The 20304-nt window shown below is 72.8% G+C and carries 18 protein-coding genes, 3 tRNA genes and 1 pseudogene; 12 read left to right on the top strand and 10 right to left on the bottom strand.

The window, feature by feature from the left end; translation table 11 throughout:
* Positions 1–6: 6 nt before the first annotated feature.
* Positions 7–1452, bottom strand: a complete 1446-nt coding sequence (gene leuC, locus ACGGAQ_RS26495; RefSeq protein WP_393053601.1) for a 3-isopropylmalate dehydratase large subunit — start codon at positions 1450–1452, stop codon at positions 7–9.
* Positions 1453–1501: 49 nt separating this feature from the next.
* On the opposite strand from leuC, the gene ACGGAQ_RS26490 reads away from it, so the two are divergent.
* The gene (locus tag ACGGAQ_RS26490) at positions 1502–2188 is read left to right on the top strand and encodes an IclR family transcriptional regulator (RefSeq protein WP_007456408.1); all 687 of its coding nucleotides are present in this window, start codon (positions 1502–1504) and stop codon (positions 2186–2188) included.
* A 195-nt stretch (positions 2189–2383) separates the two neighbouring features.
* On the opposite strand, the gene ACGGAQ_RS26485 is transcribed toward ACGGAQ_RS26490, so the two are convergent.
* From ACGGAQ_RS26485 to ACGGAQ_RS26470, 4 genes are all read right to left on the bottom strand, one after another.
* Positions 2384–2456 (bottom strand) — tRNA-Glu (locus tag ACGGAQ_RS26485).
* 152 nt (positions 2457–2608) lie between these two features.
* Positions 2609–2681: transfer RNA gene (locus ACGGAQ_RS26480), tRNA-Glu, on the bottom strand.
* A gap of 134 nt (positions 2682–2815) precedes the next feature.
* Positions 2816–2887, bottom strand: a tRNA-Gln gene (locus ACGGAQ_RS26475).
* Positions 2888–2995: 108 nt separating this feature from the next.
* The gene (locus ACGGAQ_RS26470; protein ID WP_234591312.1) at positions 2996–3799 is read right to left on the bottom strand and encodes a fumarylacetoacetate hydrolase family protein; all 804 of its coding nucleotides are present in this window, start codon (positions 3797–3799) and stop codon (positions 2996–2998) included.
* Between the two features lie 175 nt (positions 3800–3974).
* Here ACGGAQ_RS26470 and ACGGAQ_RS26465 point away from each other — a divergent pair, with 175 nt between their 5' ends.
* Both ACGGAQ_RS26465 and ACGGAQ_RS26460 read left to right on the top strand, forming a co-directional pair.
* Positions 3975–5459 (top strand): hypothetical protein, encoded by a 1485-nt coding sequence (locus tag ACGGAQ_RS26465; RefSeq protein ID WP_393053596.1) that lies wholly within the window; start codon positions 3975–3977, stop codon positions 5457–5459.
* Between the two features lie 34 nt (positions 5460–5493).
* Complete coding sequence (locus ACGGAQ_RS26460; RefSeq protein WP_393053593.1) at positions 5494–6360, top strand: 3-methyladenine DNA glycosylase; 867 nt, start codon at positions 5494–5496, stop codon at positions 6358–6360.
* Positions 6361–6399: 39 nt separating this feature from the next.
* Here ACGGAQ_RS26460 and ACGGAQ_RS26455 read toward each other — a convergent pair whose 3' ends face one another.
* The 3 genes and pseudogenes from ACGGAQ_RS26455 to ACGGAQ_RS26445 form a co-directional block, all read right to left on the bottom strand.
* On the bottom strand, positions 6400–6993 hold the full coding sequence (locus ACGGAQ_RS26455) for a TetR family transcriptional regulator (RefSeq protein ID WP_393053590.1): 594 nt from the start codon (positions 6991–6993) through the stop codon (positions 6400–6402).
* 316 nt (positions 6994–7309) lie between these two features.
* Positions 7310–8029, bottom strand: a pseudogene (locus ACGGAQ_RS26450) (SAM-dependent methyltransferase); the annotation flags it as partial.
* A gap of 95 nt (positions 8030–8124) precedes the next feature.
* Positions 8125–9033, bottom strand: a complete 909-nt coding sequence (locus ACGGAQ_RS26445) for an SDR family oxidoreductase (protein ID WP_393053587.1) — start codon at positions 9031–9033, stop codon at positions 8125–8127.
* 120 nt (positions 9034–9153) lie between these two features.
* Here ACGGAQ_RS26445 and ACGGAQ_RS26440 point away from each other — a divergent pair, with 120 nt between their 5' ends.
* The 7 genes from ACGGAQ_RS26440 to nadC all read left to right on the top strand — a co-directional run bounded on the left by ACGGAQ_RS26440 (position 9154) and on the right by nadC (position 15829).
* Positions 9154–9723: a TetR family transcriptional regulator gene (locus tag ACGGAQ_RS26440; RefSeq protein WP_393053585.1), complete on the top strand. Its 570-nt coding sequence runs from the start codon at positions 9154–9156 to the stop codon at positions 9721–9723.
* Between the two features lie 127 nt (positions 9724–9850).
* Positions 9851–10822 (top strand): Rossmann-like and DUF2520 domain-containing protein, encoded by a 972-nt coding sequence (locus tag ACGGAQ_RS26435; RefSeq protein ID WP_393053583.1) that lies wholly within the window; start codon positions 9851–9853, stop codon positions 10820–10822.
* On the top strand, positions 10819–11667 hold the full coding sequence (gene panC / locus ACGGAQ_RS26430) for a pantoate--beta-alanine ligase (protein ID WP_393053580.1): 849 nt from the start codon (positions 10819–10821) through the stop codon (positions 11665–11667). Before ACGGAQ_RS26435 ends, panC begins: the two co-directional genes overlap by 4 nt.
* A gap of 44 nt (positions 11668–11711) precedes the next feature.
* Positions 11712–12140 (top strand): aspartate 1-decarboxylase, encoded by a 429-nt coding sequence (panD, locus tag ACGGAQ_RS26425; protein ID WP_393053577.1) that lies wholly within the window; start codon positions 11712–11714, stop codon positions 12138–12140.
* Between the two features lie 96 nt (positions 12141–12236).
* Positions 12237–13133, top strand: coding sequence for a septum formation family protein (locus ACGGAQ_RS26420; protein ID WP_393053574.1), 897 nt, complete (start codon positions 12237–12239; stop codon positions 13131–13133).
* Between the two features lie 108 nt (positions 13134–13241).
* A complete protein-coding gene (locus ACGGAQ_RS26415) occupies positions 13242–14936 on the top strand; it encodes an L-aspartate oxidase (protein ID WP_393053571.1) in 1695 nt (564 codons plus the stop codon).
* The gene (nadC, locus tag ACGGAQ_RS26410; RefSeq protein ID WP_393053568.1) at positions 14933–15829 is read left to right on the top strand and encodes a carboxylating nicotinate-nucleotide diphosphorylase; all 897 of its coding nucleotides are present in this window, start codon (positions 14933–14935) and stop codon (positions 15827–15829) included. Before ACGGAQ_RS26415 ends, nadC begins: the two co-directional genes overlap by 4 nt.
* 17 nt (positions 15830–15846) lie before the next feature.
* Here the strand turns inward: nadC and ACGGAQ_RS26405 are convergent, their stop codons facing one another.
* Entirely contained in the window at positions 15847–16938 is a 1092-nt protein-coding gene (locus ACGGAQ_RS26405) for a hypothetical protein (protein ID WP_393053565.1), read from the bottom strand.
* Positions 16939–17056: 118 nt separating this feature from the next.
* Between ACGGAQ_RS26405 and ACGGAQ_RS26400 the strand changes: the two genes are divergently transcribed.
* Positions 17057–17815, top strand: coding sequence for a type III pantothenate kinase (locus tag ACGGAQ_RS26400; RefSeq protein ID WP_234587497.1), 759 nt, complete (start codon positions 17057–17059; stop codon positions 17813–17815).
* A gap of 38 nt (positions 17816–17853) precedes the next feature.
* Here the strand turns inward: ACGGAQ_RS26400 and ACGGAQ_RS26395 are convergent, their stop codons facing one another.
* The gene (locus ACGGAQ_RS26395) at positions 17854–18594 is read right to left on the bottom strand and encodes a class I SAM-dependent methyltransferase (protein ID WP_393053562.1); all 741 of its coding nucleotides are present in this window, start codon (positions 18592–18594) and stop codon (positions 17854–17856) included.
* Positions 18595–18684: 90 nt separating this feature from the next.
* Between ACGGAQ_RS26395 and lysS the strand changes: the two genes are divergently transcribed.
* Positions 18685–20193, top strand: a complete 1509-nt coding sequence (gene lysS / locus ACGGAQ_RS26390; RefSeq protein ID WP_393053559.1) for a lysine--tRNA ligase — start codon at positions 18685–18687, stop codon at positions 20191–20193.
* Positions 20194–20304: the final 111 nt, after the last annotated feature.

Here is a 20304-nt window from a genome sequence, read left to right as displayed (position 1 = left end):
TCCCTTCTACAGATCGGCGGGGGCGGCCAGCCGCCCGACCACGGCGGTGGCGGCGGCGACCGGCGGGGAGACCAGGTGGGTACGACCGCCCCGGCCCTGCCGGCCCTCGAAGTTGCGGTTGGAGGTGGACGCGGAGCGCTCGCCGGGCTTGAGCGTGTCGGGGTTCATGCCCAGGCACATCGAGCAGCCGGCGAACCGCCACTCGGCGCCGGCGTCGGCGAAGACCTTGTCCAGCCCCTCGGCCTCGGCGGCCTCCCGGACGGCGGCGGAGCCGGGCACCACGAGCATCCGGACGGAGTCGGCGACCCGGTGGCCCCGCAGCACGTCAGCCGCGGCCCGCAGATCCTCCAGGCGGCCGTTCGTGCAGGAACCCACGAAGACCACGTCGATGGGCAGCTCCCGCAGCGGGGTGCCGGGGCGCAGATCCATGTACTCCAGCGCACGGCGGGCGGCAGCGCGCTCCGAGTCGGTGGTGAACTCCTCCGGGTCGGGCACCGGCGCGCTCAACGGCGCGCCCTGCCCGGGGTTGGTGCCCCACGTGACGAACGGCGTGATCCGGCTGGCGTCCAGGGTGACCTCGGCGTCGAAGCGCGCGCCCTCGTCGGTGGGCAGCGTCCGCCACCAGGTGAGCGCCGCGTCCCAGTCGGCGCCCTGCGGCGCGTTCGGCCGACCCTTGAGGTACGCGAAGGTCGTCTCGTCCGGCGCGATCATGCCGGCCTTGGCACCCCACTCGATGGACATGTTGGCGATGGTCATCCGCCCCTCCATGGAGAGGGCCTGGATGGCGTCGCCGCGGTACTCGACGATGTGCCCGCGCCCACCACCGGTGCCGACCTGGGCGATCAGCGCGAGCACCAGGTCCTTGGCGGTGACGCCGGGGGCGAGCTGGCCGGTGACGTTGACGGCCATGGTCTTCGGCCGGCTCTGCGGCAGCGTCTGGGTGGCCAGCACGTGCTCCACCTCGCTGGTGCCGATGCCGAAGGCGAGCGCGCCGAACGCGCCGTGGGTGGCGGTGTGCGAGTCGCCACACACGATCGTCATGCCGGGCTGGGTGACCCCGAGCTGCGGGCCGATGACGTGCACGATGCCCTGGTTCTCGTCGCCGAGCGGGTGCAGCCGCACGCCGAACTCGGCGCAGTTGCGGCGCAGCGTCTCGATCTGCGTACGCGATGTCGGGTCCGCGATGGTGAGCAGGTCACCGCGGCGGAGCCGGAACGCCGGATCGGCGTACCCGGTCGGGGTGTTGTGGTCCTCGGTCGCGAGGGTCAGGTCGGTACGGCGCACCCGGCGCCCGGCGAGCCGCAGCCCGTCGAACGCCTGCGGGCTGGTCACCTCGTGCAGCAGGTGCAGGTCGATGAAGAGCAGGTCCGGCTCACCAGCGGCGGACCGTACGACGTGCGCGTCCCAGACCTTCTCGGCCAGGGTCCTCGGCTCAGGAGTGACTCCCACCATCTGGACATCCTAAATTCTGGGAGGTAAGTTTCGGCTTGTGGGACACAGTATGAGCGGTGTCGGCGTTCTCGACAAGGCGGTGGTCATCCTGGCCGCCTGTGTCGACGGCGCCAGCCTTGCCGAACTCGTTGAACGCACGAAGCTGCCCCGGGCCACCGCGCACCGGCTGGCACAGGCACTGGAGATCCATCGGATGCTGGTCCGGGACACCCAGGGGCGCTGGCGTCCCGGGCCCCGGCTGGGCGAGCTGGCAAACGCCGCTCCGGACGTCCTGCTGACCGCCGCTGAGCCGCTGCTGGCCGCGCTACGCGACGCCACCGGCGAGAGCGCGCAGCTCTACCTGCGCCGCGCCGACGAGCGGATCTGCGTGGCGGCGGCGGAGCGCGCCAGCGGCCTGCGGGACACCGTTCCGGTCGGCTCGGTGCTGCCGATGACGGCCGGCTCGGCGGCCCAGATCCTGCTCGCCTGGGAGCCGCCGGAGGCGGTGATGCCGCTGCTGCCGCGCAGCAAGTTCACCGGCCGCACCCTGGCCGAGGTCCGCCGCCGCGGCTGGGCGCAGAGCGTGGCCGAACGGGAGGCCGGTGTGGCGAGCGTCTCCGCCCCGATCCGCGACCGCACCGGCCGCGTGATCGCCTCGGTCAGCATCTCGGGCCCGATCGAACGTCTGGGCCGCCGCCCCGGCGAACGCCACGCCATGGCCGTCGTCAGAGCCGGCCAACGCCTCTCCGGCCTCTAACCCCCACCCCAGCCCTCGCCCCACCTTGCCTGCGTTGATCATGAAATTATTGCCCGGACACGCCGTGGCGGAGGGCAATAACTTCATGATCAACGGGGAGTTGGGAGGCCGGGGCGAGGGCCGGGCCGGGCGGGTGGGGGTGGGGGTGGGAACGGGAAAGGCTCACCTCGCGGAGCGAGGTGAGCCTTTGATCTGTAGCCCCGACCGGATTCGAACCGGCGCTACCGCCTTGAGAGGGCGGCGTCCTGGGCCGCTAGACGACGGGGCCAGAACTTCCTGTTCACCGCCCTCACAGGCGGTGCCGCTGTAGTCTAGCGGCACCGTCCGGTGGGGCGAGCGTGGGGTCTGGGCACCGTGGACGGCCGTGCGCACCAACGAAACAACCCGCCCCACCGAGGTGAGACGGGTTGTGCACAGATGTAGCCCCGACCGGATTCGAACCGGCGCTACCGCCTTGAGAGGGCGGCGTCCTGGGCCGCTAGACGACGGGGCCAGAACCACTTTCGCTCCCCCACCCTCGCGGGCGGAGGAGCTGCACTCTACCAGAGGCCACTCTCCGCCCCTTCAGGGGCGGAGTCGAACTCCGTCAGAATCCAGCGTCCGGGATTCTCGCGAATCCCAGCTGCGCTGGGGTACCAGGACTCGAACCTAGACTAACTGAACCAGAATCAGTCGGGCTGCCAATTACCCCATACCCCATTGGCCCCTTGCGGCGCCGGGAGTGAACATTACCCTCCCGGTGCCGACAGGCCAAATCCGATCCCCCCGAACCACCCGTGAGCTGCGGAAACAGGGGCATCGGACGGATCAGGCGACGGGAACCACCGGGTTGCTGAGCTCGCCGATGCCCTCGATCCGCACGGTGACCGTATCCCCCTCGACGAGAGGGCTAACCCCCGCCGGAGTGCCGGTGAGCACCACGTCGCCGGGCAGCAGGGTCATCACGTGCGAGATGTACGACACCAGGCCGGCCACGTCGAAGACCATGTCCTTCGTCCGGCCGAGCTGGCGCACCTCCATCTCGTCGGGGTTGCGACCCACCTCACAGCGGATCTCCAGGTCGGAGACGTCCAGCCCGGTGGTGATCCACGGACCGATCGGGCAGAACGAGTCGAAGCCCTTGGCGCGGGTCCACTGCCCGTCCGAGCGCTGCAGGTCCCGGGCGGTCACGTCGTTGGCGCAGGTGTAGCCGAAGATGGCACGTTCGGCGGCGGCCCGGTCGGCCCGGCGGGCGCCCGGCGCGCCGATCACGACCGCCAACTCCGCCTCGTGCTCGACCTGCTTGGAGAAGATCGGCAACCGGATGGCGTCCCGGGGACCGATCACCGAGGTGGACGGCTTGAGGAAGAGCAACGGCTCCTTGGGCACCTCGTTGCCGAGCTCGGCGGCGTGGTCGGCGTAGTTGCGGCCCACGCAGACCACCTTGCTGGGCAGGATCGGCGAGAGCAGCCGGACGTCGGAGAGGGCCCAGCGGGCCCCACTGAAGGAGAGTTGGCCGAACGGGTGACCCTCGATCTCGGCGATGGTCAGGCCCTGCGGCCCGGCCTCCGGTTCGCCCTCGACGGCTCCGAACGACATTCCCTTGGCATGAGCGAAACGAGCGATACGCACTCGGCCAATCTAGCCCCGCCGGCCCGTTCACCGGCCACAACGGCCCGCCGGGTGTGCGCAACCCGTCAGCGTCGCGGCACCTTAGCGCAGGTCTGGGCCGCCGGGGCGGGTTTCTCGACTTCGTACCCGCACGGAGGGCGCGCACCCCTAGCGTCGGCTCCGGAGGTTCGTTCGTATGCCTGCATCGACACGACACCACAGAGCCCTCGCGGTGTTCGTACACTGCCTCGGCATCCTCGCCGCCGTGCCGGCCCTGCCCGCGGCGGCCCCGGAGGCGGCGGTCGCGCAACGACCAGCGGCCGCCACGCCACAACCAGCCGCGCCCGTGCCACGACCAGCCGCGCCGACGCCACGTCCGACGGCACCAGCGCCCGGAGCGACGGCGGTGACGCCGCCCGCGTCCGTCAGCCCGTCGCCGCCGGCGGTGGCGGTGGCCGCGCGGGTGCCCGTGGCGGCGAGCGCGGAGCCCACCCCGCCCTCGGCGCCACCGGCGGTGGCACCGCCGTCGCGGGTGCCGATGTCCGCGCCCCCGCCTCCGGTCACGGTGGCGGTCGCGTCGGAGAGCAGCCCGGCACCGCGGTACCGGATCCACGTCCGCAATGTGGGCAACTCGCCGCTCGACACGACGGTGCGCCAGGAGTTGCCGTCCGGGTCGTCGCCCACCGCGATCAGCGGGGGCGGGCGGTCCAGCCGCTCCGCCGGGTCCACGGCCGAGGTGACCTGGCGGTTGCGGCTGCCCGCGCACAGCACCACCACGCTGGGCACCGCGCTGACCGCGGTCGCGCCGGGGCAGCCGCTGGCGGCGCCGGCCTGCGCGTTCACGAGTGACGGCAGCCGGCCGTACGACTGCGCCACCGCCACCTGGCAGGGGGCCGCAGCTCCGGCGGCCAAGGTCACCGAGGCGCCGCCCTGGCGGCGGTATCCGGTGCTGCTGGCCGGGTTGGGCGTTCTGCTGCTGCTCGGCGCCCTCGTGGCGTGGGTGTGGCGTCGACGGCGCGGACGGCGCGGGCGGCGGGTGACCGCCGCCGCCCTGGCCACCAACGCGACGCCGGACGATGGACGCGGGACGGTCTATCCACGTCCGGCGACTCCCGGCCCGCGCCGACGTCGGCGTACGCCGCCGGTCTGGCTGCTGGTCGGCGCGGCGGTGGTGGTGCTGGCGGGCGTGATCGGCACGGCCGGTTGGACGGCGACCCGGCAGGTGTCGTCGATCGACACCCAGAAGCAGCCGACCAGCGGGGCGTGGATGGGCACCGGGGTCTCCGGGCCGGTGGGCGTGCCGCTGAAGGAGTCCGCGTTCGAGTTCACCGTCTACCGGATGACCTGTGGCGCGGCGGACGCGGCCAGCGGGACCGGCGCGGCACCCGCCGGGAGTCGGCGCTGCCAGGCCACCGTTGGTGTGCGCAACGTCACCGGCACCCAGCAACCCTGGCACGGCCAGCTGCAACGCGCCTACCTGCCGGGTGGCCGCTGGGTGAGCACGGACGAGCCGGCCACCCGGGCGGCCAACCTGGGTCGGGACGTCTTCGCCAACCCGGTGGCCGCGGGCAGTCGGGTGGTGCTCCCGCTGGTGTTCACCGTGGATGGGAGGGACCCGCCCCAGCAGCTGGAGCTGCGCAGCGGCGTGTTCTCCGCCGGCGTCCGGGTGCACATGCCCTGACCGGCGGCGGGGCGGCGGTCGTACCCTGGGGTCCGTGACCGCCGCCCTCGCCCCCGCCGTGCTCGACGTGGCGGCCTGGCATGAGCGCCGCCGGGCCCACGAGGAGCGGGTGGACGGGTGGCTGACGCCGCACCTGGCCCGCCGACGTCGGGGTGAGCGGCACCCGGTGGCCGACTTTCTGTTCACGTACTACTCGCACCGGCCGGCGCAGCTGCGCCGCTGGCACCCGGGCGCGGGGGTCGAGCTGCGCGACGCGGACCCGGCCGAGTTCGGCCGGGACTACCGCGCCACCGCCGCCGGGGTCACCCTCGACACCGAGGCGGTACGCGGGCGGCGCGGCGAGTCGATCGCGTGGATCCGCTCGCTGTTGGCGGCCACGGCCGGACGACCGGCGCACTTCGGCTGCTTCGGGATGCACGAGTGGGCGATGGTGTACCGGCAGACCCGCGAGGAACTGCGGCACAACGCCTGGCCGTTGCGGTTGGATCCGGAGCGGACCGCCGCGGTCGTCGAGGAGCGCGGGGTGCGGTGCAGCCACTTCGACGCGTTCCGGTTCTTCACCCCGCCGGCCCGGCCGTTGAACCTGCTCACCCCGACCCGGGAGACGCAGCACGCGCACGAGCAGCCGGGCTGTCTGCACGCCAACATGGATCTCTACAAGTGGGCGTACAAGCTGTCGCCGCTGGTGCCCTCCGAGCTGGTCGCGGACTGTTTCGAGCTGGCCCGGGAGATCCGCACGTTGGACATGCGGGCCAGCCCGTACGACCTGGCGGCGCTCGGTCACCCGCCGGTACGGGTGGAGACCGCCGAGGGCCGGGCGGAGTACGCGGCGGCGCAGCGCGGGTTCGCCGACCGTGCGGCTGTGTTGCGCGACCGGCTGCTGGCCGCCGTCCCCGCCTGACGATCGACGGCCCCGTGCGGCTGGGCGGCCGGCCCGGCGTCAGCGTGAGCGGGCTCGCAGGCCGTCGAGGAGCAGCGCGACCACCGCGGCCAGATCGTCGTCGAGGCCGGGCTCGTTCCACTCCGTCCGGTGCGACGGGTGGTGGAACCGGGCGGTGGCCTGCAACAGCGCACGGCCGGCCACCGCCGGGTCCGGCACGGTGAAGTCGCCGGCGGCCACTCCGTCCGCGACGATCAGGCTGAGCTGACCGGCGAGAACCTCCAGGTGGTTGGCGACCGCCCCCTCGGAGAGCGTGGCGAGCTGGTGGAAGTTGTCGAACAGCTCCGGGTCCTCCCGGGCCATCCGCCGCTTGGTGCCGCTCAGCTCGGCCAGCCACCGACGCAACCGCTGGGGGGCCGAATCGGTGCCGGTGGCGACGTCGATCAGCGGGGTGGAGACCCGGGCCAGCCAGCGTTCGGCCACCGCCTCGCGCAGCGCGGCCTTGCTGGCGAAGTGCCGGTAGACGCTGCCGTGGCTGACGCCCAGCGCGCGCGCGACGTCCAGCACGGTGGCCTTCGCCGGGCCGTACCGGCGCAGCACCTCCTCGGCGGTGTCGAGGATGCGGTCGGCGGTCAGGGCGGTGGTGTCGCTCATCGTCCCAGCCTCCCTGACCGCGCCGCCGGGGGGGGGGGGGGGGGGGGGGGGGGGGGGGGGGGGGGCGCGCGGGGGGGGGGCGGGCGGGGGGCGGGGGGGCGCGCGGCGGGGGGCGGGGCCGGCGGGGGGGGGCGCGGGCGGGCGCGGGGGGGGGGGCGGGGGGGGGGGGGGGGGGGGGGGGGGGTGGGGGGGGGGGGGGGGGGGGGGCCGCCCCCCCCCCCCGCGCGCGCGGCCGCCCCCCCCCCCCCCCCCCCCCCCCCCCCCCCCCCCCCCCCCCCGACTCGCTTCCGCTTGTCCCATCAGTCGAGGTTGAACCACCAGTCAGGGCACGGTCCGCACCGCGAGGGCTCGCGGGACTGGGCCACCACGTCGTCAGCCAGTCGAGGTCGTCGGGGCTGATCGGTTCGCCGATCGTCTCCACGCCGCTGTCGGAGTCGACCAGTACATATCGCCAGCCGTCGCCGGTGTGCACCGCCACGTCCAGCGGGACGTTGTCCAACCATTCGGTAGCGATCAACAGTCCGTTGATCTCGTCGGGGATCTCAGCGGCCCAGTTGATCTCTTCGGGCAGGTTCTCCGGGCGGTGGGCGTACTCGACTGCTGTGAAGCGGATGCGTTCCGCGAGCGGCGGACGATCGGCGACCAACGGCGGATCGTCGGGCGACCGACGGACGGAGGCCGTGGAAGTCAGGGTTTCCGGGGAGCCCGCCCACGCAGGGATCAAGCCTGACCGCCCGGAGTGGGTGGGCTCCCCGGAAACCCCCACCGCAACCCCGACGGGGGGTGCCGCTGCGACGAGCCTGAGCAGGCTGTGCAGGAGTTCCCCTCGCCCAGCCCCGACGTCGACCACGTCGAGCCGCGCAGGGTGGCCGAGAGCTGCGTCGACCTGCGAGAGAAGGCGCAGCAGCGCGGTGGCGAAGGCGGGGGAGGCGTGCACGCTGGTCCGGAAGTGGGCGGCTGGTCCAGCGCCGGCCACGAAGAAGCCGTCCGGCCCGTAGAGGGCGTGGCTCATCGCGTCCCGCCAGGGGATCGACATCAGCTCACTCCGGGTTCAGGAGGCGTCACCGTGCCGACCCTACGGCCATCCGATGGTGCGACGACTTCCGATCCCCGCCGGGTCGGCTTCGTGGTTCAGGCCCGGAAGTAGTGCCCCGCGTCCAGGTCGGCGATCAGGTCGGGGTGGGCGGGGTTCCAGTCCAGCAGTTCGCGGGTGATGGCGGACGACGTCGGGTTGTCCAACTGCACGAACGATCCGAGGAAGCCGAAGTGGTCGTTGGCCTCGTCGGGACTGATGCTCCGGACCGGGATGTCGAGGTTGCGGCCGACGGCCTCGGCGATCTGCCGGAAGGGGACTCCCGCGTCGCCGACAGCGTGCAGGCGCGCACCGGCCGGGGCCTTTTCCAGGGCGAGTCGGTAGAGCTCGGCCGCGTCGAGCGTGTGCACCGCCGGCCAGCGGTTGGCCCCCTCGCCGACGTACGCGGCGTACCCGTGCTGCCGGGCCGCCGCGATGATCGTGGTGATGAAGCCGACGTGGTCCAGCGAGCTGTGCACGATGGGGAGCCGGACGACGGAGGAGCGCACGCCGCGGGCGGCGAGGCCGGTCACGAAGTTGTCCGCGTCGATCCGGTAGCCGCCGTTGGGGAAGGTGTCGTGTTCGGTGCCGGGTCGGCCGACGATGCCGCTCAGCACGAGCATGGCCGTCCCGCCCGTGCCGACCAGGGGCTTGCCGGAGCCGGCCAGACCGTCGGCGAGTGCCGTGAGAGCCGCCAGGTCGACCTCGGCGGCGCCGGCCAGGTCGCCGGTGACCAGGAGGTCGTGGCGGAACGCCAGGTGGACCACCCCGTCGGAGCCGGCCGCCTCTTCCCGGAGCACGTCGAGGTCGGACAGGTCGCCGCGGTGTGCCCGGGCGCCGAGCTTCTCGATCGCGGCGGCGGACGTGTCGGAGCGGGCCAGGCCGACGACGTCGTGTCCGGCGGAGATCAGTTTCGGTACGACCGCGGAGCCGAGGTGGCCGGAGGCACCGGTGACGAATACGCGCATGGTGGTTCCTTTGTGAGGTGGTCATGTCGCCTTGTGACATCACCGTACCGCACGATGTCGCGATGTGACATGCCTCGGTCGGAAAGAATGTCGCAGCGTGACATCGGATACCATCGCCGCATGTCCCGCTGGCAACCCGACGCGCGTGGCCGCCTGGAGGCGGCCGCCTTCGAGCTGTTCCGCGAGCGCGGCTTCGACCAGACGACGGTCGCCGACATCGCCGCCCGAGCCGGGCTCGACAAGCGCACCTTCTACCGACTCTTCGGCGACAAACGCGAGGCGCTCTTCAGTGGCGGCGAGCAGTTGGAGGAGGTTCTGGTCAAGGCGGTGGCCGAGACGGACGCCGGGCCGTTCGAGGCGGTCGTCGCCGCCTTCCGCCAGGTGGCGGAGCAGATCTTCACCGACCGCCTCGAGCTGGTCCGGATGCGCCAGTCGATCATCGCCAGTAGTCCCGAGTTGCAGGAGCGTGAGCTGCGCAAGACGAGCTCGCTGACGGCCGCGGTCGCCGCCGCTCTGCGTGCCAAGGGCCTCAGCGAGACGACCGCCGCCCTGGCGACCGAGTCCGGTGTGATGGTCTTCCGGGTGGCGCTCGCCCGCTGGGTCGCACCCGAGAGCGATGGCGGCTCGTTCGCCGACCTGATCGCCGAGGTGGCCACCGAACTACGCGCGATCACGTCGGCCCCGGGCTGAGCCCGACCGGTCAGCGCCGAGGCCCTTGCTTCGGCGGTGAACGTTTTCACACATCCTGTCTCGCTCTGTGGCGCGGGCGCATACTTGCGATCGACCGGTACCCCTTCTCGAGGACTGGATCGTCGTCATGAGCGCACCGCTGCGCCCGCGTCCGGCCGCCCAGCTTGGGCCTGCCGCACCGCGGGATTCCGCCGTCACCGGCGCCCCAACCTCCCGTCTGCTCACGGTCGGCGTCGTCGGCGCCGGTCGGGTCGGTGCCGTCCTGGGCGCCGCGCTCGCCGCCGCCGGCCACCGGGTGGTGGCTGTCGCCGGTAACTCCGGGACCAGCCGCGCGCGGCTCGCCCTGCTGCTGCCCGAGGTGCCCCGCACCCCGGTCACCTCCGTGGCCCGCGCCGCCGCCGACCTGCTGCTGATCGCGGTGCCGGACGACGCGCTGGCCGGAGTGATCGCCGACCTCGCCGACCGGGGTGCCCTGCACCCGGGCCAGGTGGTCGCGCACACCTCGGGCGCGCACGGTCTCGCCGTGCTGGCGCCGGCCGCCGCGGTCGGCGCCCGGCCGCTGGCCCTGCACCCCGCCATGACCTTCACCGGTACGCCGGACGATCTGCCCCGGCTGGTCGGCATCTCGTACGGGGTGACCGCCCCGGCGGACCTGCGCCCGCTGGCCGCCCGGCTGGTCACCGACCTCGGTGGCGTGCCGGAGTGGGTGGCCGAGGCGGACCGCCCGCTGTACCACGCCGCGCTCGCGCACGGCGCGAACCACCTGGTGACCCTGGTGAACGAGGCGACCGACCGGCTGCGCGACGCCGGCGTGGCTCGCCCGGAGAAGGTGCTCGCCCCACTGCTGCGGGCCGCCCTGGAGAACGCGCTGCGCCTCGGCGACGACGCGCTGACCGGTCCGGTTTCCCGGGGCGACGCGGGCACGGTCGAGCGGCACCTGGCCCGGCTGGCCGCCACCGCGCCGGAGTCGGTCCCCGCGTACCTGGCGTTGGCCCGGCGTACCGCCGACCGGGCGATCGCCGCCGGCCGTCTGCGACCGGTGGACGCGCAGCCGCTGCTCGGTGTGCTCGCCGGGACGAGCCGGGAGGTGGCGGCATGACGCAGCTTGTCCACACGCGCGCCGAGTTGGCCGAGGCCCGGGCCGCGTTGAAGGGCACCGTCGGCGTGGTGATGACCATGGGCGCCCTGCACTCCGGGCACGAGACGCTGCTGCGCGCGGCCCGGGACCAGGCCGATCACGTGCTGGTGACGATCTTCGTGAACCCGCTGCAGTTCGGGCCGAACGAGGACTTCGACCGCTATCCGCGCACCCTCGACGCCGACCTGGAGGTGTGCCGGCGGGCCGGCGCCGACCTCGTCTTCGCGCCGTCGGTGGCCGACATGTATCCGGACGGCCAGCCCCGGGTGCGCCTCGACCCGGGTCCGCTCGGCGGGGAGCTGGAGGGCGCGAGCCGCCCCGGCTTCTTCCACGGCGTGCTCACCGTGGTCCTGAAGCTGCTCCAACTCACCCGTGGAGACCTGGCCTTCTTCGGCGAGAAGGACTATCAGCAGCTCACCCTGGTGCGGCGGATGGCCCGGGACCTGGACGTCCCGGTCGAGGTGATCGGCGTACCGACCGTTCGGGAGCCGGACGGGTTGGCGCTGTCCAGCCGCAACCGTTACCTGAGCGAGCCCGAGCGGGCGGCGGCGCTGAGCCTGTCCGCCGCGCTGCGGGCCGGGGCCCGGGCCGCCGACGACGGCCTGGACGCGGGGGAGGTGCTGTCCGCCGCGCACGCCGCGTTCGGCGCCGGTACGCCCGGCGCTCAGCTCGACTACCTGGTGCTCACCGACCCCGAGCTGGAGCCGGGGCCGGTGTCCGGGCCGGCCCGGCTGGTGATCGCCGCCTGGGTCGGCGCCACCCGGTTGATCGACAACGCGGCGATCCACCTCGCCCCTCGTCCCTGACCCGGCCGCACCCACCACCACTTCATTCGCGAAAGGCGAGCCCGATGCTGCGGACCATGCTCAAGTCGAAGATCCACCGGGCCACGGTGACCCAGGCCGACCTGCACTACGTCGGCTCGGTGACGGTGGACGAGGACCTGCTCGACGCCGCCGACCTGCTCCCCGGGGAGCAGGTCGCGATCGTGGACATCACCAACGGCGCCCGGCTGGAGACGTACGTCATCCCGGGCGAGCGGGGCAGCGGCGTGATCGGCATCAACGGCGCCGCCGCGCACCTCGTGCACCCCGGTGACCTGGTCATCCTGATCTCGTACGGGCAGATGGACGACGCCGAGGCCCGGTCGTACCGGCCGCGGGTGGTGCACGTCGACGCCGACAACCGGGTCGTCGAGCTGGGGGCGAACCCGGCGGTGGCGGCCCCGGGCACGGCCGGCGACCCGATGCCCAACCCGTTCGCCGTGTCCGGAGTCTGATCTCGCGCGAGTCGATTCCGGTCTGTCACCGGAAGGTCATTTGCGGTTACCCTGGGCACGCTGGCGGAAGCCGGTAGGTGGCTGGGGGAGGCCGCGATGCGCCGTGCCATGACGACCCTGTTCGCCACTGCCGTCACGGCAGTGTTGCTGGTCGGCTGCGCCGGGTCCGGTGGTCTGGACGGTGACCTGACCGACGACTGGGCGGCGCTGCCACCGGCCATGGCGTTCACGCCGGCCGTCGGGGTGTGTCAGGCCGCTGACTTCGTCGAGGTGGTCACGCTGGCCGCCTACCAACCCATGGACTGCGCCGGCCCGCACCGGGTGGAGACCGTGCACGTGGGGGCGTTCCCGGCCCAGCGGGCTGCCGCCCCGGCCACCGGGTCGGTGGAGCTGCGCGGCGCGTTCACGGAGTGCGACACGAGGGCCTCGGCGTACGTGGGCGACGACTGGCGGGCCGGGCGACTGCGGCTGTCGGTGGCGCTGCCCTCCGGGCCGGGCTGGGCAGCCGGTTCCCGCTGGTACCGGTGCGACCTGACCGAGCTGACGACGGTCGAGGCGGCGGCCACGGTGGTGGTCCGGTCGGGCAGCCTGCGGGACGCCTTGAAGGGGGCCTCCGGGCTGCGGTTGGGCTGCCAGCAGACCCGCGCCGGGGCGGGCCGGGGCGTGCAGACGCTGGTCCCGGTGGAGTGCGGCGGCCGGCACGACGCCGAGTTCGTCGGGGTGTGGCGTGCGCCGGACCGGCCGTACCCGGCCAAGGATGCCGACTGGGCGCCCCTCTACACCGGCTGCCGCACGGTCCTCGGCCGCTTTGTCGGCGTACCGGACGACTCCGACCTGCGGTTCCGCAGCGGCGTTGTGGTGCGCCCGCCCGGTGCGGGGCGTTGGCGGGTCGGTGACCGGGGGGTCCGCTGTTACCTGTGGCTGAGCGACCGTACGGTGACCGCGTCGTTGAAGGGCGCGGGCCCGGCTGGGCTGCCGGTGCGGACGAAGTGAGCGCGGCCGACCGCTCGGCGCGGCACGGTCCGCGCCGGACGTGGTAGCCCAAACCACTCGTTGAGCCCCCGCCTCCCTCGGCGAGGATCGTTCGGGTTGACTGGTGGGATGGACGTTCCGACGGTCGACCTGCCGGCCCTGCCCAGACTGCTGGCCGCGCCCGAGCCCGGCTGGGTGGAGACCACCGACGTGATCGTGGTGGGCTCCGGGGTGGCGGGGTTGACCGCTGCGTTGCACCTGCGCGAGGCGGGCCTGCACGTCACGGTCGTCACCAAGGTCAACATTGACGACGGCTCGACCCGGTGGGCGCAGGGTGGCATCGCCGCCGTGCTCGACCCGACGGACACCCCGGCGGCGCACGCCCGGGACACCGAGATCGCCGGGGTGGGGCTCTGCGACCCGGCGGCGGTCCGGGTGCTCGTCGAGGAGGGGCCGACCCGGCTGCGGGAGCTGATGCGGATCGGGGCCGAGTTCGATCGCCACCCCGACGGTTCGTTGATGCTGACCCGCGAGGGTGGGCACCGCGCGGACCGGATCGTGCACGCGGGCGGGGACGCGACCGGCGCCGAGGTGCAGCGGGCCCTGCACGCGGCGGTGCAGCGCGACCCGTGGATCCGGTTGGTCGAGCACGCCCTGGTGCTGGACCTGCTGCGGGCGCCCGGCGACGGCCCGGACGGGCTCGGTCCGGCCTGCGGAATCACCCTGCACGTGCTCGGTGAGGGCAGCGAGGACGGCGTCGGGGCGCTGCTGGCCCGGGCGGTGGTGCTGGCCACCGGCGGGATGGGCCAGATCTTCGCGGCCACCACCAACCCGGCGGTCTCCACCGGCGACGGAGTGGCGCTGGCGATGCGGGCCGGCGCGGCGGTGACCGACGTGGAGTTCGTCCAGTTCCACCCGACCGCCCTGATCACCCCGCCGGGCGCGGGGGTGCCCGGCGCCGGGCACGCGCAGCAGCCGCTGGTCTCCGAGGCGCTGCGCGGCGAGGGCGCGTACCTGGTGGACTCCGACGGCAAGCGGTTCATGGTGGGCCAGCACGAGCTGGCCGAGTTGGCCCCCCGGGACGTGGTGGCCAAGGGCATCCACCGGGTGCTGCTGGCCACCGGTGCGGACCATGTCTTTCTCGACGCCCGCCATCTGGGCGGCGACTTTCTGGCCGGGCGGTTCCCGACCATCGTGGCGTCCTGCCTGGCGATCGGCGTGGACCCGGCAACCGATCCGATCCCGGTCGCCCCGGCTGCGCACTACGCCTCCGGCGGCGTCCGCACCGACCTGCGCGGCCGCACGTCGATCCCCGGCCTGTACGCCTGTGGCGAGGTCGCCTGCACAGGTGTGCACGGCGCGAACCGGCTGGCCAGCAACTCGCTGCTGGAGGGGCTGGTGTTCTCCCGGCGGATCGCCGACGACATCGCGGCCGGCCTGCCCGAGCAGGCCCAACCGGCGGACGTCGGCGCGTGGCGCGGCGGTGCGGGCTGGGTCCTGCCGGCCGGGGTGACGCCGACGCTCCAGCAGGCGATGACCCGGGGCGCCGGGGTGCTCCGGTCCGCGGCGACGCTGGCGGAGACGGCCGGGACGCTGACCGAGCTGGGCGCCGCCCGGGGCCGACCGCGGACCGCCGACTGGGAGGCGACCAACCTGCTCACGGTGGCGTCGACGCTGGTCGCGGCGGCGTACGCCCGCGGTGAGACCCGGGGTTGCCACTGGCGGGAGGACTTCCCGACGGCCGACGAACGGTGGCTGGGCCATCTGGTCGGGTCGGTCGGGGCGCAGGGCCTGGTGACGGAGCAGTGGGAGGGGAACTCGTGATCGAGTCGACGGAGGCGGCGTTGCGGGCGACCGGGCTGGACCCGGAGCAGGTGCGGCAGGTGATCGAGACCGCGCTGGTCGAGGATCTGGGGCCGGATTTCCTCGACGTCACCAGCGTGGCGACCATTCCGGCCGAGCAGACCGACACCGCCGACCTGGTGGCCCGCGCCGACGGCGTGGTGGCCGGGCTGGCCGTGGCCGCCGCCGTGTTCGAGCTGGTGGGCGAGGTGACCGGCTTCGGTCGTACCGTCGAGGTGTCGGTGCTGGCCCGCGACGGTGAGCGGGTGGCCCGCGGCGACGTGCTGGCGACGGTGACCGGCCCGACCCGGCTGCTGCTGACGGCCGAGCGGACGGCGCTCAACCTGCTCTGCCGGATGTCCGGGGTGGCCACCCACACGCGTGCCTGGGCGGACGCCTTGGCCGGCACGAAGGCGATGGTGCTGGACACCCGCAAGACGACGCCGGGCCTGCGGGCGCTGGAGAAGTACGCGGTGCGGGCCGGTGGGGGCACCAACAAGCGGATGGGCCTCTACGACGTGGCCATGATCAAGGACAACCACAAGCTGGCGGCCGGGGGCATCACGGCGGCGTACCGGCGGGTCCGGGAGGCGTTTCCGGAGGTCCCGGTGCAGGTCGAGGTGACCACGGTCGCCGAGGCGGTGGAGGCGGTGGAGGCGGGCGCCGATTTCCTGCTCTGCGACAACATGACCCCGGAGGTGCTGGCCGAGGCGGTGACCGCGGTGGGCGACCGGGCGGAGCTGGAGGCGACCGGCGGGCTGACCCTGGAGGTGGCGGCCCGGTACGCGGCCACCGGCGTGGACTTCCTCTCGGTGGGCGCGTTGACCCACTCGTCGCCGATCCTGGACATCGCGCTGGACCTGCGTACCGAGTAGCCGGGCACCCGCCGGCCTCAGACGGTGGACAGCGAGGTGGCGGCCAGGGCGAAGATCACCCGGCTCTCGGTGTCCTGCCGGCCGTCGAGGCCGTACTTGGCCCGGAAGAGTTCCAGCACCCGGTTGTAGATCTCGGGCGGCAGCTCGTCGGCCTCTCCGATGGCGAAGACCTCGCCGGCCGCCTCGGGCCGGTCCAACACCACGGTCAGCCCGGCCATCCCGTGCCGGGCCACGTTGCGCACCAGGTCGGTGCCGGCGATGTACCAGTCGCCGTCGGAGCGTACGTAGAGCGCGTCGCAGGTCTCTAGGTCCTGATCGGCCTGGCGCAGGCACAGCCGCAGGGTCAGGCAGGCCGCCAGATCCTCCAGCGGCGCGGTCTCCCACAGCTCGGCGAACCGGTCGTCGACGAACTCGCCGAGCGGGGTGGAGACGAACGCCTCGATCTGCTGGGTGTCGAAGGTGCTGCCCTGCACCGGGAAGAACGAGATGAACGCCTTGCCGTCCCAGCGGTACATCTGCACCGAGGGGGCCGCGCTGTAGACCCGGACCTGGAGCCGGGCCCGGGCCGACTCGGGCAGCTCCTCGCTGAGCCGGGCCAGGTGCCACAGGTTGTTGAGAATGGCCACCGAGGCGTCCCGCCGGCGCAGCTCCTCGCCCCGCAGGCGGACCGCCGGGGAGTCCGGGTCGAGCAGCAGCACCTTGACGGCGGCGCCGTTGGCGAGCGCGGAGCGCAGCGCGGCCACGAACCGGGCCGCGTACGGGCCCTCCAGCATGCTGGTCCAGGTCTCCAGGATCGCCACGATCTCCCGGGACTGGGCGACCCGCTCGATCAGCGCGTCCCGGTCCAGTCGCGGGTGCTCGATGATGCTGACCGTCTGGAGTTCCCGAAAGAGCGGGTTGAGCACGACGTAGGTCAGCAGCGTCATGATCAGCGCGGCGCCGATGTTGAGGTAGAGGTCGCCGGCGAAGCTGCCGCTCTCCCGCAGGGACGCCCGCCACGCCTGCACGATCATCCAGACCGCGCCACCGGCGAGCGCCACCAGCACCAGCACGTGGCGGCGGCGTCGGCGCAGGGTGTTACGACCCCGCATCCACCACGTCCCCGACATGTCCGCTCCCCGTCCGGCCGCGCCGTGGATTGACCCATGCTCATGTCGCGATACGACCAGAGTACGGTCCAACGGCCGGTCCGCGCCCGCCCGTACGGTCGTTGTCTAGGCTGCGTGCGTGCTGCTCTGCATCGACATCGGAAACACCAACACCGTGCTGGCGACCTTCGACGGCGACAAGCTGGTGCATTCCTGGCGGATCAAGACCGATGCCCGCTCGACGGCGGACGAGCTGGGCCTGATGTTCCGGGGCCTGCTCGCCGGGGACAACGTCGAGATCACCGGCGTGGCCGCCTGCTCCACGGTGCCGGCCGCGCTGCGGTCCCTGCGGACCATGCTCGGCCGCTACTACGCCGACCTGCCGAGCGTGATCGTCGAGCCGGGCGTGCGGACCGGGGTGCAACTGGCGATCGACAATCCGAAGGAGGTGGGCGCCGACCGGGTGGTGAACACGCTCGCCGCGTTCACCCTCTACGGCGGGCCGTCGATCGTGGTGGACTTCGGCACCACCACCAACTTCGACGTGATCAGCGGCCGGGGCGAGTTCCTGGGTGGGGCCTTCGCCCCGGGCATCGAGATCTCCTTCGACGCGCTGGCCGCCCGCGCGGCCCAGCTGCGCAAGGTCGAGGCCACCAAGCCCCGCTCGGTGATCGGCAAGAACACCGTGGAGTGCCTCCAGGCCGGTCTCTACTTCGGGTTCGCCGGGCAGGTGGACCGGATCGTCGAGCGGATGACCGAGGAGTTGGGCGAGGTGAAGGCGGTGATCGCCACCGGCGGTCTCGCCTCCCTGGTGATCAACGAGTGCAGCACCATCACCCACCACGAGCCGATGATCACGCTGATCGGCCTGCGGATGGTCTACGACCGCAACCTGTGAACCCCGGCCGCCGCCGGGGCCGGCCTCCGTGCGGGGCTTCAGCGCCGCCGGGCCCGCAGCACGATCGTGCGGTACGGCAGGTCGACGGTTTCCCGGCCGGCCAGCTCGGGATGGCCCGCGAACAGGTCGCGCAGTTCCCGGTCGATGCGTGCGCGCCGCTCGGGTGAGGCGGTGAGCCAGTACGAACGGGTGTGCAGCATCGCGATCACCTCGTCGGGTGTGAGCGTCGTGTGGTGCGTGAACTCGCCCAGCTCGACAGGTGTGAACGCGGAGCCGAAGTCCTCGTACCGTCCGACGACGTCGCCGGCGTTGTCACCGAGGTGGGCGATCCGACCCAGCTCGGCCACCCACGCGACCCGTTCGTCCCGCAGGTTCCAGATCGGGGCGAACGTCCCGTCCCGCCGGAGCACGCGTGCGATCTCGGCGTGCGCCCGCTCCCGGTCGAACCAGTGGTACGCCTGCCCCACCACCACGGCGTCCGCGACCCCGTCGGGCAGCGGCACCGACTCGGCGCCGCCGGCCAGCGCGGTGACGCCAGGGGTGGCGGCGTCCAGTTGAGCGCGCATCTTGGCGTCCGGCTCGACCGAGGTCACCTGGTGGCCGAGGGCGAGCACTCCCCGGGTGAGGATGCCGGTGCCGGCGCCCAGGTCGACGACCTGGGCGGCATCGCCCAGACCGTCGAGCGCCCACCGCACGGCTGCCACCGGATAGCGGGGTCGAAACCGGTCGTAGTCGGCCGCCGCCGCGCCGAACGAGAGGGCCTGAGTGTGATCCGCCATGGCGGGCAGGTTATCCGGTAACGACCACCTGAGGGCTTGAGTACGCTCGGGCCTGACCCCGCCGACAATCCTTCGTTGAGGAAGCGTGCCGTGACCGAGCAGAACGCCGTGCCAGTTGACCCCGCCGACGACCTTCCCGAGCAGATGAAGGTCCGCCGGGAGAAGCGGGACCGGATGCTCGCCGAGGGCGTGGAGCCGTACCCGATCGGTTTTCCGCGGACCAGCACGCTCGCCGAGATCCGCGCGAAGTACGCGGATCTGCCCACCGACACCGCCACCGGCGACGAGGTCTCGGTCACCGGCCGGGTGATCTTCGTACGCAACACCGGCAAGCTCTGCTTCGCCACCCTGCGCGACGGCGACGGCACCGAGTTGCAGGCCATGCTCTCCCTGGACCGGGTCGGTCCGGAGCGGCTGGAGGCCTGGAAGCGCCTGGTCGACCTGGGCGACCACGTCGGCGTGACCGGTGAGGTGATCACCAGCCGCCGGGGCGAGCTGTCCGTGCTGGCGCAGCGGTGGGAGATGACCGCCAAGGCCCTGCGGCCGCTGCCGGTGGCCCACAAGCCGCTCTCCGAGGAGGCTCGGGTCCGGCAGCGCTACGTCGATCTGATCGTCCGGCCGCAGGCCCGGCAGATGGTCCGCACCCGGGCGGCGGCGGTGCGTAGCCTGCGCGATTCACTGCACGGCCAGGGGTTCATCGAGGTGGAAACTCCGATGCTGCAACTCCTGCACGGCGGCGCGGCGGCCCGACCCTTCGTGACCCACAGCAATGCGTTGAGCACCGATCTGTATCTGCGAATCGCTCCGGAACTGTTTTTGAAGCGCGCGGTCGTTGGTGGTGTGGACCGCGTCTTCGAGATCAACCGCAACTTCCGTAATGAGGGCGTCGACTCCTCGCACTCACCAGAGTTCGCGATGCTGGAGACGTACCAGGCGTACGGCGACTACGACACGATGGCCGAGTTGACCCGCAATCTCGTGCAACAGGCGGCGATCGCGGTCAGCGGCTCGACGGTGGTGACCCATGCCGACGGGCGGGAGTTCGACCTGGGCGGCGAGTGGCGATCGGTGACCCTGTTCGGGGTCCTTTCCGAGGCGCTCGGCGAGGAGGTCACGGTCCGCACCGAACGTTCCCGGCTGGTGGAGTACGCGGACAAGGTGGGATTGGCCGTGGACCCGAAGTGGGGCCCGGGCAAGCTCGCCGAGGAACTGTTCGAGGAACTGGTCGTCCCCGGCCTGCAGGCGCCCACCTTCGTACGCGACTACCCGGAGGAGACCAGCCCGCTCACCCGGGCGCACCGCAGCGAGCCGGGGCTGGCCGAAAAGTGGGACCTCTACGTTCTCGGCTTCGAGCTGGGCACCGCGTACTCCGAGCTGGTCGACCCGGTGGTGCAGCGGGAACGGCTGGTGGCCCAGGCGCAGCTGGCCGCCCGCGGCGACGACGAGGCGATGCGTCTGGACGAGGACTTTCTCCGGGCCATGGAGTACGGAATGCCGCCGGCCGGGGGTATGGGAATGGGAATCGACCGGCTGTTGATGGCCCTGACCGGCCTCGGAATTCGGGAAACGATCCTCTTCCCGTTGGTCCGCCCGGAGTAGTCGTCCGCCAACTCCCAGCGAGTCGTAACGGCATCCTATTGACGGGGCGAGCAGCACGGGGGTTATTGTGCTCTCGTTAGCAGGAGCGCCCTGCTCGAAAGGAATGTGGGA

This window comes from Micromonospora sp. NPDC047557 (assembly GCF_043205095.1).
Taxonomy (GTDB): domain Bacteria; phylum Actinomycetota; class Actinomycetes; order Mycobacteriales; family Micromonosporaceae; genus Micromonospora.
This window is presented reverse-complemented; position numbering and strand designations above follow the sequence as displayed.

Coding starts and splice junctions, on each gene's coding strand:
- ACGGAQ_RS26395 (WP_393053562.1), bottom strand. CDS start 18,594: ATGGCGGATCACACTCAGGCCCTCTCGTTCGGCGCGGCGGCGGCCGAC.
- ACGGAQ_RS26440 (WP_393053585.1), top strand. CDS start 9,154: ATGTCCCGCTGGCAACCCGACGCGCGTGGCCGCCTGGAGGCGGCCGCC.
- ACGGAQ_RS26405 (WP_393053565.1), bottom strand. CDS start 16,938: ATGTCGGGGACGTGGTGGATGCGGGGTCGTAACACCCTGCGCCGACGC.
- ACGGAQ_RS26455 (WP_393053590.1), bottom strand. CDS start 6,993: ATGAGCGACACCACCGCCCTGACCGCCGACCGCATCCTCGACACCGCC.
- ACGGAQ_RS26465 (WP_393053596.1), top strand. CDS start 3,975: ATGCCTGCATCGACACGACACCACAGAGCCCTCGCGGTGTTCGTACAC.
- ACGGAQ_RS26445 (WP_393053587.1), bottom strand. CDS start 9,033: ATGCGCGTATTCGTCACCGGTGCCTCCGGCCACCTCGGCTCCGCGGTC.
- panD (WP_393053577.1), top strand. CDS start 11,712: ATGCTGCGGACCATGCTCAAGTCGAAGATCCACCGGGCCACGGTGACC.
- leuC (WP_393053601.1), bottom strand. CDS start 1,452: ATGGTGGGAGTCACTCCTGAGCCGAGGACCCTGGCCGAGAAGGTCTGG.
- ACGGAQ_RS26420 (WP_393053574.1), top strand. CDS start 12,237: ATGCGCCGTGCCATGACGACCCTGTTCGCCACTGCCGTCACGGCAGTG.
- panC (WP_393053580.1), top strand. CDS start 10,819: ATGACGCAGCTTGTCCACACGCGCGCCGAGTTGGCCGAGGCCCGGGCC.
- ACGGAQ_RS26490 (WP_007456408.1), top strand. CDS start 1,502: ATGAGCGGTGTCGGCGTTCTCGACAAGGCGGTGGTCATCCTGGCCGCC.
- ACGGAQ_RS26435 (WP_393053583.1), top strand. CDS start 9,851: ATGAGCGCACCGCTGCGCCCGCGTCCGGCCGCCCAGCTTGGGCCTGCC.
- ACGGAQ_RS26415 (WP_393053571.1), top strand. CDS start 13,242: ATGGACGTTCCGACGGTCGACCTGCCGGCCCTGCCCAGACTGCTGGCC.